This is a genomic window from Paenibacillus bovis (assembly GCF_001421015.2).
Taxonomy (GTDB): domain Bacteria; phylum Bacillota; class Bacilli; order Paenibacillales; family Paenibacillaceae; genus Saccharibacillus; species Saccharibacillus bovis.
The window spans coordinates 5,203,609-5,218,048 of record NZ_CP013023.1 but is presented as its reverse complement, the minus strand read 5'-3'; the positions used below and the strand labels follow the sequence as shown (position 1 = coordinate 5,218,048).

General features: G+C 43.8%; 12 protein-coding genes. 11 read left to right on the top strand and 1 reads right to left on the bottom strand.

Annotated features, from left to right (window positions below):
- Positions 1 to 220 precede the first annotated feature (220 nt).
- A complete protein-coding gene (gene galU, locus AR543_RS22465) occupies positions 221 to 1,108 on the top strand; it encodes a UTP--glucose-1-phosphate uridylyltransferase GalU (RefSeq protein WP_060536485.1) in 888 nt (295 codons plus the stop codon).
- A 276-nt stretch (positions 1,109 to 1,384) separates the two neighbouring features.
- Positions 1,385 to 2,281, top strand: coding sequence for a UTP--glucose-1-phosphate uridylyltransferase GalU (gene galU / locus AR543_RS22460; protein ID WP_060536484.1), 897 nt, complete (start codon positions 1,385 to 1,387; stop codon positions 2,279 to 2,281).
- A gap of 181 nt (positions 2,282 to 2,462) precedes the next feature.
- On the opposite strand, the gene AR543_RS22455 is transcribed toward galU (AR543_RS22460), so the two are convergent.
- Positions 2,463 to 4,925 (bottom strand): O-antigen ligase family protein, encoded by a 2,463-nt coding sequence (locus AR543_RS22455; RefSeq protein WP_060536483.1) that lies wholly within the window; start codon positions 4,923 to 4,925, stop codon positions 2,463 to 2,465.
- A gap of 126 nt (positions 4,926 to 5,051) precedes the next feature.
- Between AR543_RS22455 and AR543_RS22450 the strand changes: the two genes are divergently transcribed.
- From AR543_RS22450 to AR543_RS22410, 9 genes are all read left to right on the top strand, one after another.
- Complete coding sequence (locus AR543_RS22450) at positions 5,052 to 6,359, top strand: class I SAM-dependent methyltransferase (RefSeq protein ID WP_060536482.1); 1,308 nt, start codon at positions 5,052 to 5,054, stop codon at positions 6,357 to 6,359.
- A 275-nt stretch (positions 6,360 to 6,634) separates the two neighbouring features.
- Positions 6,635 to 7,420 carry an ABC transporter permease gene (locus AR543_RS22445; protein ID WP_060536481.1) on the top strand — a complete coding sequence of 262 codons (786 nt, stop codon included), beginning with the start codon at positions 6,635 to 6,637 and terminating at the stop codon, positions 7,418 to 7,420.
- 65 nt (positions 7,421 to 7,485) lie between these two features.
- On the top strand, positions 7,486 to 8,175 hold the full coding sequence (locus AR543_RS22440) for an ABC transporter ATP-binding protein (RefSeq protein WP_227871799.1): 690 nt from the start codon (positions 7,486 to 7,488) through the stop codon (positions 8,173 to 8,175).
- An 8-nt stretch (positions 8,176 to 8,183) separates the two neighbouring features.
- Positions 8,184 to 9,056, top strand: a complete 873-nt coding sequence (locus AR543_RS22435) for a glycosyltransferase family 2 protein (RefSeq protein ID WP_060536479.1) — start codon at positions 8,184 to 8,186, stop codon at positions 9,054 to 9,056.
- 278 nt (positions 9,057 to 9,334) lie between these two features.
- Positions 9,335 to 11,338, top strand: a complete 2,004-nt coding sequence (locus tag AR543_RS22430; protein WP_227871798.1) for a glycosyltransferase — start codon at positions 9,335 to 9,337, stop codon at positions 11,336 to 11,338.
- 7 nt (positions 11,339 to 11,345) lie between these two features.
- Positions 11,346 to 11,849, top strand: a complete 504-nt coding sequence (locus AR543_RS22425) for a hypothetical protein (protein ID WP_158524001.1) — start codon at positions 11,346 to 11,348, stop codon at positions 11,847 to 11,849.
- Between the two features lie 34 nt (positions 11,850 to 11,883).
- Positions 11,884 to 13,323, top strand: coding sequence for a DUF2142 domain-containing protein (locus AR543_RS22420; RefSeq protein WP_060536476.1), 1,440 nt, complete (start codon positions 11,884 to 11,886; stop codon positions 13,321 to 13,323).
- Between the two features lie 23 nt (positions 13,324 to 13,346).
- A complete protein-coding gene (locus AR543_RS22415) occupies positions 13,347 to 14,054 on the top strand; it encodes a glycosyltransferase family 2 protein (RefSeq protein WP_060536883.1) in 708 nt (235 codons plus the stop codon).
- Positions 14,055 to 14,062: 8 nt separating this feature from the next.
- Positions 14,063 to 14,434: a DUF2304 domain-containing protein gene (locus tag AR543_RS22410; RefSeq protein WP_060536475.1), complete on the top strand. Its 372-nt coding sequence runs from the start codon at positions 14,063 to 14,065 to the stop codon at positions 14,432 to 14,434.
- Positions 14,435 to 14,440 lie beyond the last annotated feature (6 nt).

The following is a 14,440-nucleotide window of genomic DNA, read 5'->3' as shown; positions in this document are numbered from 1 at the left end:
TGTAACTGCTTCCATCTGTAGAAAAGAATCTGCTGGGTAAAATCCTGTGGAATTGGGTAAGATATCAGAGTGAGATTGACGAGTTGCCGGCTTACATAGCACTGCCACCAACCCATCAGCGTGCAGGCGGTTAAGCGGCTGTACACTACTTAGGATTCTACAGCGGAAGCAGATTCTGCTGTAGACTATATCCAATACATTCGAGATGGAGGAAGAAATAATGAAAATACGCAAAGCGATTATTCCAGCTGCAGGACTCGGAACCCGTTTCCTGCCAGCTACCAAAGCCATGCCCAAAGAAATGCTGCCGATCGTAGACAAACCGACGATCCAGTACATTATCGAAGAAGCGGTTGCTTCCGGTATCGAGGATATCATTATTGTTACCGGTAAAGGCAAACGCGCGATTGAAGATCACTTTGACTATTCCTTTGAACTGGAACAGAATCTGGAGGAGAAAGAAAAGTGGAAGCTGCTGGATGCGGTTCGTGAACCGTCCGAGATGGCTGACATTCACTATATCCGCCAGAAAGAACCCAAAGGACTGGGCCACGCGATCTGGTGTGCCCGCAAGTTTATCGGTGACGAGCCATTTGCCGTACTGCTCGGGGATGATATTGTAGAGTCGGATACTCCTTGTCTGAAGCAGATGATGGATGTATACGAGAAGCATGAGTCCTCTGTGGTAGGGGTCAAAGAAGTGCCTTGGGAACATGTATCCCGCTATGGTCTTGTTGCGGGTGATCAGATGCCTGGTGATGACTCTGGTCGTCTGTATAAAGCGACTGGTCTTGTGGAGAAACCAAAACGTGAAGATGCGCCATCCAATCTGGCGATTATGGGTCGGTATATCCTGACACCGGAAATTTTTGATATTCTGGGCAACCAGGATGCCGGAGCAGGTGGCGAGATCCAGCTGACCGATGCGATTTCCAAACTGGGTCAGCAGCAGGATATTCTGGCTTACCAGTTCGAAGGACTGCGTCATGACGTAGGGGAGAAAAGCGGCTTTATCGAGACGACGATCCACTATGCACTGAAGCATCCGGAGCTGCGTGATTCTACCGTAGACTATCTGCGTAAAGTTATGGCAGAGATCGATAAATAAATCACCTTGCCAAATAGGAAGTAAAAATATATAAAAGGTACACCGTTTTCTGTTATAGATAGAGAACGGTGTATCTTTTTTTGATACCAAAGATTCGCTTATGATTTGCACAGGGGACTTGCTGGTTCGTATGAATTATTCTTTAAATCATACCAATCACCTGTCTTCAGTAAGGATAATCGGAGTTACCTGCCTCTCAGGTATAAATTCCCGTATGAATATAGTATAGTGTAGTCTCAAAGTATCGCTGCCTAAATGGCTAAAGGAGATCCAGTAATGAAAATACGCAAAGCGATTATTCCAGCTGCAGGACTCGGAACCCGTTTTCTGCCAGCTACCAAAGCCATGCCCAAAGAAATGCTGCCGATCGTAGACAAACCGACGATCCAGTACATTATCGAAGAAGCGGTTGCTTCCGGTATTGAGGACATCATTATCGTTACCGGTAAAGGCAAACGGGCCATTGAAGATCATTTCGATTACTCGATTGAACTCGAGCAGAATCTGGAAGAAAAAGAAAAATGGAAGCTGCTGGATGCGGTTCGCGAATCCTCCGAGATGGCAGATATCCATTACATTCGTCAGAAAGAACCCAAAGGACTGGGACATGCCATCTGGTGTGCCCGCAAGTTTATCGGCAACGAACCGTTTGCCGTACTGCTCGGGGATGATATTGTAGAATCCGATGTTCCTTGTCTCAAGCAAATGATGGATGTATACGAGCAGCATGAGTCTTCTGTGGTAGGGGTCAAAGAAGTACCCTGGGAACATGTATCCCGCTACGGTCTGGTAGCAGGAGATCAGATGCCTGGCGATGAATCCGGCCGTCTGTACAAAGCCACCGGTCTCGTGGAGAAACCAAAACGTGAAGATGCGCCATCTAATCTGGCGATCATGGGTCGGTATATTCTTACTCCCGAGATTTTTGATATTCTGGGCAACCAGGATGCCGGAGCAGGCGGTGAGATCCAGCTGACCGATGCGATTTCCAAGCTCGGCGATCAGCAGGATATTCTGGCGTATCAGTTCGACGGATTGCGCCACGACGTAGGCGAGAAGAGCGGCTTTATCGAGACGACGATCCACTATGCGCTCAAACATCCGGAGCTGCGGGAAAGCACTATTGAGTATCTGCGTAAAGTAATAAATGAGATTGATCACCCTACTGCATAACGTAATCTCTGTGAGGTACAGCGATAATCGTTTCAACCCAGATATACTATAAGCGGTGGATAGTGTGATTGAATAATAGAGTGTGGCAAAAATCATGCGTCATTAGATTTAAAAAAAGAGGCTTCTCCCGTGTAGGAGAAGCCTCTTTTTTATGATCAGACTATGTGGAATAAAGTTTGAATTAGTAAGTTGTTTTGGCCAGCTGATCAATTTGTTCTTTTTCCTTGGCATCAACAGCGATCAATTTGTCATAGACAGCCTGATCTTTTTGCCCTTCTTTTTGCAGGGCAGCCAGATAGTAACGTGCTACCTGTTTGTTCGTTTCATCGCTCAGATCGTCTTTGAGTCCGCGTTTCAGTGTTGCTGCCGCATCGGCATTCTTGCCTTGCATCAGCTGAATCTGACCGATACTCAGAGCAATCTTAGGAGTCACATCGAATTCGCGACCTTGCAGCTGACCTTCCGGCAAGGTGGTCAGGTACTGCATACCATCCAGTACTTGCTGGTAAATCGTGAGACCGGCCTGGAAGTATTTCTGTTCAGCAGCCGTGTCTTTTTTCTCGTGTGCCTGGTTACCCAGAATATAAGCCTGGGAAATAACACCTTCGTACCAGGAAATATCCCATTTATATTTCGGAATATTATCGACCATCAGATTGAACGCCTGATCGGTATCTCCATGCACCTGATACAGAGTAACCATCTGCTTGAGAATATCCTTGTTGAATGGCTCTTTTTCATGAGCTTTGGTCAACAGAGTCATATCCTCATTATAGAATTGGTCGTCCTTGGTCTGCTGGTAACCCTGTACAAGCAGTGAACTCAGGAAGACTGCTGCATCCGGGAACGTGCTGCGGATCGACAATGCGTCATCCAGCGGCTTGCGCAATCCTTCATACGTAGCCTGCGGAGTATTTGCCATGGTGGTTACTTCCATTACATCAGCGGAAGCTTCCTTGAAGCGCAGCGCCGTAAACACAACTGCAATCACGGCTATCCCCATCAGCGATACATAAATACCACGGATTGTTCCGGCGCCCAGTTTGAGACGTTTGAGCGGCTGTGCATCCATTGCAGCAGCCATACCGCCAAGACCCAGGAATACCAGAATACTCATATACACATAACTCAAGTTAAAGTCGAGCAGACTGTGCATCAGAATCGATACAACGAGTATAAAGTAAAGGAAATGAGATTCCTTTTTCTCGCGTTCCGATTTGATATAACCGCGAATATATTTGTAGAAAATAAAACCAACGAACAAAATGAAAATAATAAATCCTATCACCCCGACTTCGACCAGATACTGTACGAAGAAGTTATGCGCCTGACGGCTGACATACGGGTTATTCTGGTACGCTTCAAAAGCCGCACCCCATGCACCGCCACCGCCACCGAAGAACGGATAGTCACGCAGCAGTTTCATGGCATCACGATAAAACGTAAAACGCTCCAATACACTACTTTGCTGGAAGTTGATATTTTCAAAACGAACACGGATATTTTCCGGCAGTAGATTACGCAGATTCGTTGCAATCAATAGAACCAGAATAATACCACCGACGACAGCCGAGCCAATCGGCAGCCAGATGCTGGAGAAACGCTTTGCGGTCCAGCCTTCTACGCCATGCTCCAGTTTTGGAGCAATAAAACGACCAATTACTACCGCAATCAATCCGACGATCAGCGATGTAACCAGCAGGTAAGCCCAGCCTTTGGCAGCTACACCGCCATCATACTTGGCAATAACCTGCAGACCGATAGCCGTTACCGGATTCAGGATCACAGCAGATGCGATACCGGCGATTACAATATAAACAACCCAGAGAATCTGTTGGGCAGGACGCAGCATCAGCAGCAGGATCAGCAGCACAAATGGAAGCACTACAAGACCACCGCGTGACAGCGTCAGGATCAGGGACAGAATAATCGGTACCAGCATAAAGCCGTGGATAAAGTGATCATACGATCTTTTCAGACGGCTTACATTAAAGAGTCCTGCGAACAGGATCGCCATCAGGAAGGCCGCATATGTATTCGCATACTGGAATACGGAAGTCAGACGCCAGCCGTTGGAATCGCTCATAACTGCATCGACGTATACGCCGTTGCTTACAGCTACTGAGAACCAGGATACCAGATGTCCACCCAGAATCCCCTGGCCGAACCAGTTGAGGAATCCGAACAGAATAATCAAGTACGCGGAACCCATGATGGTAATTTGAATAATTTTGTTGGACAAACGATCACGCAGCATGTACACACCAATCACGAAAATAAATGCATACATCCATTGTATTAGCACCATATTTACGGCATAATGCCAAGAGGCGGCCGAAAACATGGAGATCATATACGAGATGGGCAGCAGAATAATGAGCAGTGCCACCATATCTCTTTGATCTTCCAGTTTGATTTTTTTGTGGAATTGAATCATTCCCAGAATCAACAGGACGCCGGCAGCCATGACTGCCCAGAAAATCGGTTGCTCAAAACTTACGCCGAGACCATTAAACAATGCAATTTGAAATGGGGTCCATAACAGGAACAAAATAAGACAGATGTTAACGACCCAGAACATGCCATTACGTTTTTCGTCCTCAGTGGACGCTTTAAACTGTTTGCCGTATACTGGATTAGCCAATGTTATATACTCCTTTTAAGTTATAATTCTAAGCTATTTTAGCACATTTTAATTGCAGGAACTATTCTCAAATAGGATAGCTCCATTTAATACTTTATTGAGGATAGCGAAACGAAGGAGGACAAAATGGACTTTACGGGCGAAAGGTATATTCCTGACAAAGTTTTTGGCGAAATCGAAGTTGAACATAAACAAAGATATCATGCCATTCTTGATTTTGTAAAAAACAAGAAAGTTCTGGATGCCGCGTGCGGAGAAGGCTATGGCACCAATCTGATATCCCAGTATGCTACCCATGTTACAGGAATCGATATATCGGAAGATTCTATTCGCTGGGCATCGGGGACCTACCGATCAGACAATACCGAATTTATCGTCTCGGATATACAGACACTTCCTTTGCCGGACCATTCGGTTGATGTAGTCGTCAGCTTTGAGACGATTGAACATGTGGATTCAGCAGCACAGGAGCGGTTCCTGCATGAGATCAAGCGAGTATTGACGCCGGGCGGCATGTTGATTATGTCTACGCCCGACAAGAGATTATACTCGGATATCGTTGGTTTCACAAATCACTTCCATATTAGAGAATTTTATTATTCGGAATTTGAAGACTTTTTAAAAACGAAATTTCAGCATATTCATATGTTTCGCCAGGGATTCTGTACATTCAGCTATTTGAGTTCGGCAGAGGTTCAGGCACGTACAGGTGATTATTACCGACTTCATGATATTCATGATACTCCGAATAATGGCAAGTATTTGATTGCGTTGTGTTCGGATCAGGAAATATCCGATACGGAAAAAATCAACAGCATTATGCCATCCCAGACAGAGCAGGTATTTCCAAGCAAGCTGTTTGTGAAGTATGGGCAAGACGGGACAGAGGAAAGCTGTTTTACCGGTGAACTTACGATTGAAGGCAGGGAGTTCAAAGTCTGTTTCGATCATATGGATCATCTGGATTCGATCCATAGTGTCAAATGGCAGCCTGTAGATGGATATATCACTCGACTTCATATCGTATCCTCTTCGGAGCCGGCCCGGTTTGTACCTTTAAATGCATTCAGCCAGACAGAAGAGTATGCAGAGTTCCATGAGCTTGATCCGCAATTCGCTGTTGAGCTGGAGCATAACGACATAAGTGCATTAACAATCCAGGGACATATCCAAATTCTGAATGGAGAGAGCGTCTTCAAGATGATGAAGCCGCGGATTGACAGGCTGGAGGCCCAGCTTGAGACAGAACGCGAGGAAAAGCAGCACTTGCATAATTTGCTGCTGGCCACTCTGCATGAGCGTGATGGTCTGCTGGTTGCCAAGCAGGAGCTGGAGCACGAAAATGTTCTGGTGACCAGTTCTACTTCATGGCAGATCACCAAACCACTGCGTGCAATTAGCCGAGTAGTCAAGCGCCCCAAAAAGAATACATGACTATCTGCAGGGCAGTATCAGTGATTTGACTGCTGCCCGCCTGCGGTGGACGCTTTATACGGTTTAACGTATACTGGATTAGCCGTGATATAATGCGGGCGCTGTGCATGGATATGTACCGTGCCTGACAGAATACCGGTTATCTGCCGGTTCTCTGTCAAATAGGATGCTAGCCAAAGAAGGTATAACCGTGCTACACCCGGCCTTGTCTGTAAAAAGATAGACAATCGCCGTTGAGATACAGAAAATTGAGACAATTAGGTGGCGGTAAGGAAATGTATGAGTTGAAGCGTTACTTTTTAAATTTTTATAAATACAAGGATTTATTGAAGCTGCTGGTGGCCAAGGATATCAAAATTAAATATAAGCGTTCTGTTCTTGGTATTATCTGGAGTGTACTTAATCCATTGTTGACGATGATTATTATTACGCTGGTATTTCAGGAGCTTTTTAAGTTTAACGTTGAGAATTTCGCGGCTTATGTCATTAGCGGCCAGGTACTATTTGGCTTTTTCTCTGATTCTACATCACTGGCTATGGGATCGATCTATTCATCCGGTCAGATTATCAAAAAAGTATATATACCCAAGTATATATTCCCTTTATCCAAGGTATTGTACTCGCTGGTAAATATGCTGTTTTCACTCTGTGCGGTATTGATCGTTTGTGTGATTACAGGAGTGGACCTTAAATATACATTTATATTCAGTTTCCTGTCTATCTTTTATGTATTCATCTTCAGCCTTGGTGTCGGTCTTATTCTTTGTAGTGTAGTTGTCTTTTTCAGAGATGTTGAACATATCTATGGAGTATTGATTACAGCATGGATGTATGCTACACCAATTATCTATCCAATGAATATTATGCCAGACCGTTATATGCCGCTTCTTCTGGGGAATCCGATGTTCTACTTTGTTACGCATTTCCGCGAGACGCTGTTATACGGGCATGTTCCTCCGCTGGAATTAAATATTCAGTGTGCCAGCTATGCATTTGTCACTTTATTGATTGGCGTGTATCTGTTCAAACAACGCCAGGATAAATTTATCCTTTACATCTAAGGAGTTTTATAATGGAAACAAGTAACATAATTATAGATGTTCAACATGTTTCAATGTGTTTTAACATGACCACCGAGAAAATCAGCGGTCTAAAAGAGTTTTTGATCAAAAGACTCAAAAACCAGATCAGTTATACTGAATTCTGGGCACTGAGTGACGTCAGTTTTCGGGTGAATCGAGGAGAATTGTTCGGCGTACTCGGTCTGAACGGAGCAGGTAAAAGTACACTGCTCAAAACGGTGGCTGGTGTTCTGAAGCCGACCAAAGGCTCTGTCAATATCAGTGGCAGAATGGCTCCACTTATCGAATTGGGTGCCGGATTTGATGCTGAATTGACTGCGCGCGAGAATATTTACCTCAATGGTGCAATACTGGGTTATTCCAAAAAGGAAATGAATGCCCGTTTTGCAGAGATTGTGGAATTCTCGGAACTGCAGGATTTTATTGATGTACCTGTCAAAAACTACTCTTCCGGTATGTATGCACGTCTGGGATTTGCAATTGCAACGTCGACCAGACCGGATATTCTGATTGTCGATGAGATTTTGTCTGTCGGTGACTTCAAGTTCCAGCAGAAATGTGAAGCCAAGATCAGTCAGATGGTTCAGGAAGGAACGAGCGTACTGCTTGTTTCCCACTCTATTGAGCAGATTCGCAGTCTTTGCAGCAGAGGAATTATTCTGGAAAAAGGGCAGCTGATCAAGGAAGGCAATATCGAAGAATTGTGTGACTTTTATTATTCCAAGTACAGCTAGGAAAGGGGATGGATTCACTCGTGTTTCCTGGATTGTACTACACTATAGCTAAGTATGTAATTCGATTTCAGATCAAATATCATCCTTTCCGGAAACTACAGGGGAGCAGCTGGTATGACAAGTGGATCCAATCCAACGAGCAGTATGATATTGAAGCGGCTCGTCAGGAATGTACCCGGTTTGACTATCAGCCGCTGCTATCCATTATTCTTCCTGTATATAATGTACAGGAAGAATATTTGCGAGAATGCATAGAATCGGTTCGGCGACAGTACTATACCAACTGGGAACTTTGTATTGCAGATGACCATTCCACCATGCCTCATATACGGAAGGTACTGGAAGAATACAAACAGCTGGATGACAGAATTCATGTGACATATCGCAGCCAGAACGGTCATATCTCGGAGTGCAGCAATACGGCACTCTCTATGGCGAGTGGCGAATATATCGTACTGCTGGACAATGATGATGCGCTGGCTGATTTTGCCCTGTATGAAGTAGTCAAAACATTAAACCAGCATCGGGATACAGATCTTCTGTTCAGTGATGAGGACAAATGGCTCGACGGTAAAAGAGTACAGCCATTTTTCAAAAAAGAATGGGGACTGCCGCTGCTGTTTGCCATGAATTATATTTGCCATCTTGCGGTATACCGGACTGCCCTGGTGCAGAGCATCGGAGGCTTCAGATCAGGTTATGAAGGTGTGCAGGATTGGGATCTGGCTATCCGTGCTGTGCAAAAAGGGGCCAGAATGAGGCATGTGTCCAAGGTATTGTATCACTGGAGAATATCTCCAACGTCGACAGCCGGAGGCGAACGCCAGAAAAGTTATATCAAAGACAAACAACGCATGCTGCTGCAGGATCATAAGAACTGAGTTAATCGCGTAAAATAAATTGTGTGAAGGTGATAAAGTTGGGTATAAATGCGCTTATGAAAAAAACGATTTCTACCATGAAGTATGAAGGGAGTAAATCGCTTGTTCGGAAGGCCTATAATTACACGAAAAAAAGAGTATTAAAAAAACATATCCCCTCCAAATACCATTTTAAAGACATACTCTTTATAAATGGCTGTTCTCTTCCGCATCCGCCCCGTTACCGTGTAGATCATCAGATTGAGCAGCTTCATTTCAACGGATATTCCTGTGATAGCGTGTATTATGAAGAACTTGATATCGAAATGGTACGTTACTACAGAACATTTGTTTTTTTTCGCTGCCCGCACACTCCAGTCGTTGAAGAATTAATCCAAAAAGCCAAATACTTTAATAAAACTGTCTTTTTTGATATCGATGATCTGGTTATTGATCATAAGTATGTCAAAGAAATTGATTATCTGAATACGATGAGCAAGGACGAGCTGGATCAGTATATGGATGGTGTAAATCGTACGCAAAAGACACTGAGAATGTGTGATTATGCGATTACAACAACCGGAAGACTGGCGGCAGAGCTTGGCAATTATGTAGATGAGGTATTTGTAAACCGAAATGTAGCTTCCGAGAAAATGGTAGATCTTTCCCTAAAAGCACTCAAAGCCAAAGAATTGAAGATGGCAGAAGCCAATACTGCTCCGGATAACCGTGTCATTATGGGTTATTTTAGCGGCAGTATTACACATAACGAAGATTTTAACCTGATCATTAATGTTGTCAGAGAAATGTTCGAAAAGCATCCAAACGCCTATCTGAAAGTAGTAGGTATTCTGGATATTCCAACCGAACTGAGCGATTACAAAGACCGGATCATTTTTGAGAAATTTACCGACTGGACTAATCTGCCGGATCTGATTGCCAATGTGCATATCAACCTGGCACCACTGGTAGATACGATCTTCAATGAAGCCAAATCGGAGAACAAGTGGACCGAAGCCGGACTGGTTAAAGTTCCGACAATCGCCAGCAATATCGGCGCATTCAAAGACGTAATGACACATGAGGTGGATGGCATCCTGTGCGATACAATTGAAGACTGGACATTGTATCTGGATAAGCTGATTGCTGATGCAAACTATCGTAATCAGATCGGTAAGCAGGCTCATACTACCGTTATCAATGGCTGGACGACGATGAGCAACGGATACAAGCTGTTTGAATTTATCGAATCCAAGCTGCATGACAATATTGCTTTTGTGCTTCCTTCTACACAGATCAGCGGTGGCGTGAACGTAGTCATCAAGCATTGTAATATTTTGCGGGATCATGGCAAGGATGTCACGATTATCTCGATGAGTGAAGATGATAAAAATATCATTAACAAAGATGGGGAAATCAACGTCATTTCTTACCATAGACATAGCTTCCATGGATTGTTCCGTAAATGTGTAGCTACGCTTTGGTCTACAACCGAGTTCCTGAATATGTATTCCAAAATTACAGAGAAGTATTATCTGGTGCAAAATTTTGAGACCAACTTCTATGAACCAGGCAACCATATGCGCATATGGGCCAACCTGACCTATAATTTCTTCTCGAATATTAAATATATAACCATATCCAAATGGTGTGAACAATGGCTGGCAGATCGTTACAACAAGCAGGCAGCCTATGTAGAGAACGGGATCGACCTGTCGGTCTTCCAGTATCAACCGCGCACGTTTGAAGGCAAGATCAAGATCCTCGTGGAAGGGAACTCCAGCGATTACTACAAAAACGTGGATGAGAGCTTCAAGATTACCAATCAACTCGATCCCAACCGTTTTGAGATCTGGTATCTATCCTATAGCGGCAAGCCGAAAGACTGGTACAGAGTTGATCATTTCCTGAATAAAGTGCCTCATGATGAGGTCGGTAAAGTGTACGCACAGTGCGATATTCTGCTTAAATCCAGTCTCCTGGAGAGCTTTTCCTATCCTCCACTGGAAATGATGGCTACCGGTGGTGTAGCTGTTGTGGCACCGAATGAAGGCAATATCGAATACCTGGTGCATAATGACAACTGCCTGCTGTACGAACAGGGAAATACAGCCAATGCACTCGAGATGATCGAAGCGGTATGCAGCGATGCAAGTATGCGTGAGCGCATTATCGCCAACGGTCTGAAAACGGCACAGCGCAAAGAATGGAAGCAGCTCGAAGGCGATGTATTGGCCCTGTATGACTATCAACTACAACCTATAGAAAATAACGGTGAAAAATATGAAGCAAAATCGGTTTAAGCGCTTTTTGATTCCTATTATTCTGATTGTTTTGTTCATTTATGTGTATGGAGGCAATATCGGTAAAATGACCGAGGTTATTTCTACAGACGGCACCCAGCCAGTCGGGGAGATTACAGGCGGAACCGAAGTGGGTCAGACATTTGTCTCTTCCATGAACAATTTAAGCGGATTTTCGATCAAACTGGCTACGTATGCACGTAAAAACGACGGTCATGTAACGATTGGGATTCGTAACTACGGCGACGACCAGCCAATCTACTCTACCCGGATCAAGGCAGAAAGTCTGGCGGATAATGCATACTACGATATGCGTTTCCCGCCTATCAAGTTTTCGAAAGATAAAAAATACTACATCTATGTAAGTTCCGAGTCCAGTACGAAAGATCATTCCATTACAGCCTATATGTCCAAAAAGGATACTTATGCCGGCGGCAGTCTGATCCGCAATGGCAAGGAAGAGCCGGGAGACCTGGCCTTTAAAGTGGTATGTAATCGTACATTATTTTAGTCAAATCATGGTATAGAAGGGGAATCTATTTAGAATGGAGCGAGAACAGGCACGAACATTTAATATTGAAAAAAAATTGTTGAGTATATTGCTGTTATTTGGTCTACTGTGTGTATTTATTACGCCTCCGTTCCAAATGGCCGATGAAGATAGTCATTTCAAACGGGCGTATACCGTAGCGATGGTTGATCTGATTCCGCAGGCCAATCAGCAGGGGGAACTTGGTTTTTATCTGCCCAAAGCGATTGTGGATTTTGAAGCGAGCTATCGCTATATGAAAGCTGATACCAAACAGAAATTTAACTATCAGCAGTATTACACGGCGATTTCGACGCCAACGGATTATTCGGAGAAGGTGTTTAGCGAGTTCAGTACGGTGGAGACCAATCCACTGCTGTATGTTCCGCAGGCAGCTGCTATGATTTTCTTTAAAGTATTCATGTACATTTTCTCACTCGGCAAAGCGGAGCTGCTTACACCGGTGAGTTACATGTATGCAGGACGCATCGGTAATCTGTTGTTCTTTATATTCTGTAGCTATATGGCGCTCAAGCTGATTCCATTTTACAAAAGAGTCGTGTTCCTAATTGCCTGTATGCCAATGACACTGGGGCTGGTATCTTCTACCAGCTACGATGGTATGGTAATCGGCATTTGTCTTCTGTTTATCGGTCTGGTATTCCATCTGGCATTTAATCCAGAAGCAAAATCGCTGGAACGAAAGCATGTCATTGTATTATGTATTCTGTCTTTTGTATTAATTCAGTTGAAGCAGGTATATTTCCCGCTGATTCTGCTATTCGCCTTAATACCCAAAGCAAAGTTTCTGAATATGAAAACCAGAATCACCCAATTTGTATTAATTTTGCTGTCCGGACTGGTTAGTTACGGAATTTGGTCGTTCCTGAGCCAGATTCATGGTAAATTTGATACAAATGGCAATTCATCAGGTCAGCTGGCTTTTATTATCAGTCATCCGATTGAATATGTTGAAATTCTGATACGTACGTTTTATGAGCTCAGTTTCTTTTATACCAACAGTTTTGTTGGTAATCTGGGCTGGCTGGATACGAACTTCCCGCCAATATTTATTTATATGTACTGTCTTTTGATTTTGGTATTCGCCATTCTGGACAGCAACCGGAATATAACGATCACTGTAAAGCACAAGCTGATCACGCTGGCGACCTTTGTTATCTCGGTTGTTCTAATTGAGACAGGGCTTTATTTAACATGGACATCCATTCCGGAAATTGGCGGAGTGGGCTATCCGACAGTCTCGGGTGTACAGGGCAGGTATTTTATACCGGTTGTTATTCTGCTGCTGACCGTGTTGTATAATCATAAGCTGCCTCGATACCTGAAAGCCAAACAAGAGGATTTCAGCGATAATGTTCTGATTACGTTCTGCACATTCAGCTCGGTCTTGATGTTATTCTTTATTATTGTTCGTTACTGGATTCCTGTTGTCTAGATATTGGAAGGTGAGTGATTGTGATTAATCAGAGAATTTTGATTGTCATTCCGGCGTATAACGAGGAGAAGAATCTGGAGAATCTGGTTCAATCTATCCGCGCCCTGAACAATCCAAACATAAATTTTATTATTATTAATGATTGTTCTTCAGACAATACGGCTTTTGTCTGCAAAGAACTGGATATCCCCGTTATCAATCTGCCGTGCAACCTCGGGATTGGGGGAGCGGTGCAGACCGGCTACAAATATGCGTATGAGAACGGGTTTGATATTGCCATACAGGTTGACGGCGATGGACAGCATAACCCATCCTATATCAGTGAACTGATCAAGCCGCTCATCAATGAAGAAGCTGATCTGGTGATCGGTTCCCGCTATATCGAGAAAGTAGGCTTCCAGTCCACCTTTTTGCGTAGAGTCGGTATCAATTACTTTTCCAAATTGCTGCTTACGCTGACAGGCCAGCTGATTACTGATCCGACATCCGGTTTCAGAGCCTGTAATCGGAAAGTGATTGAACTTTTCTCCAAAAGATATCCGGTAGATTATCCGGAGCCGGAATCGATCATGTACCTGAAACGGAAAGCTTACCGTATCGTGGAGATTCCGGTTGTGATGGAACACAGGGCAAGTGGAACTTCCTCGATTACCGCTTTTAAATCGGTATATTATATGATCAAGGTTTCTATTGCTATAATGATTGATAAACTTCGGAAAGAATTGGTATAGGAGAAGGTATGGTATCCCTAAAATTACAACTTATCCTGTTGGCAGGGTCACTTATTTGTCTGGTTTTATTAATTAACTTTATCCGTAAATACAGACTGGAACTGAAATATTCCATGCTCTGGTTTGTCGTTACTATTATCAGTGTGGTATTATCCATTTTCCCAACGATTCTGAACGGCATATCCCATTTAATGGGCATTGAACTTCCTGTTAATGCACTCTTCCTGCTGACATTCCTGGGACTGATTATGATTATCCTTTCTCTAACCCTGGAGTTGTCCAAATCAACAACCAAGATTAAGGAATTATCCCAGGAAGTCGGCATCCTGAAGCATGAAATGGAAAAAATAAAAGAACAGATGCGTAAAGAAAATCCTTAACGATCG

Bases quoted from the DNA above. Each gene is read 5' to 3' on its own strand.
- AR543_RS22435 (WP_060536479.1), top strand. From the start codon at position 8,184: ATGGATTCACTCGTGTTTCCTGGATTGTACTACACTATAGCTAAGTAT.
- galU (WP_060536485.1), top strand. From the start codon at position 221: ATGAAAATACGCAAAGCGATTATTCCAGCTGCAGGACTCGGAACCCGT.
- AR543_RS22410 (WP_060536475.1), top strand. From the start codon at position 14,063: ATGGTATCCCTAAAATTACAACTTATCCTGTTGGCAGGGTCACTTATT.
- AR543_RS22450 (WP_060536482.1), top strand. From the start codon at position 5,052: ATGGACTTTACGGGCGAAAGGTATATTCCTGACAAAGTTTTTGGCGAA.
- AR543_RS22445 (WP_060536481.1), top strand. From the start codon at position 6,635: ATGTATGAGTTGAAGCGTTACTTTTTAAATTTTTATAAATACAAGGAT.
- AR543_RS22420 (WP_060536476.1), top strand. From the start codon at position 11,884: ATGGAGCGAGAACAGGCACGAACATTTAATATTGAAAAAAAATTGTTG.
- AR543_RS22440 (WP_227871799.1), top strand. From the start codon at position 7,486: ATGACCACCGAGAAAATCAGCGGTCTAAAAGAGTTTTTGATCAAAAGA.
- galU (WP_060536484.1), top strand. From the start codon at position 1,385: ATGAAAATACGCAAAGCGATTATTCCAGCTGCAGGACTCGGAACCCGT.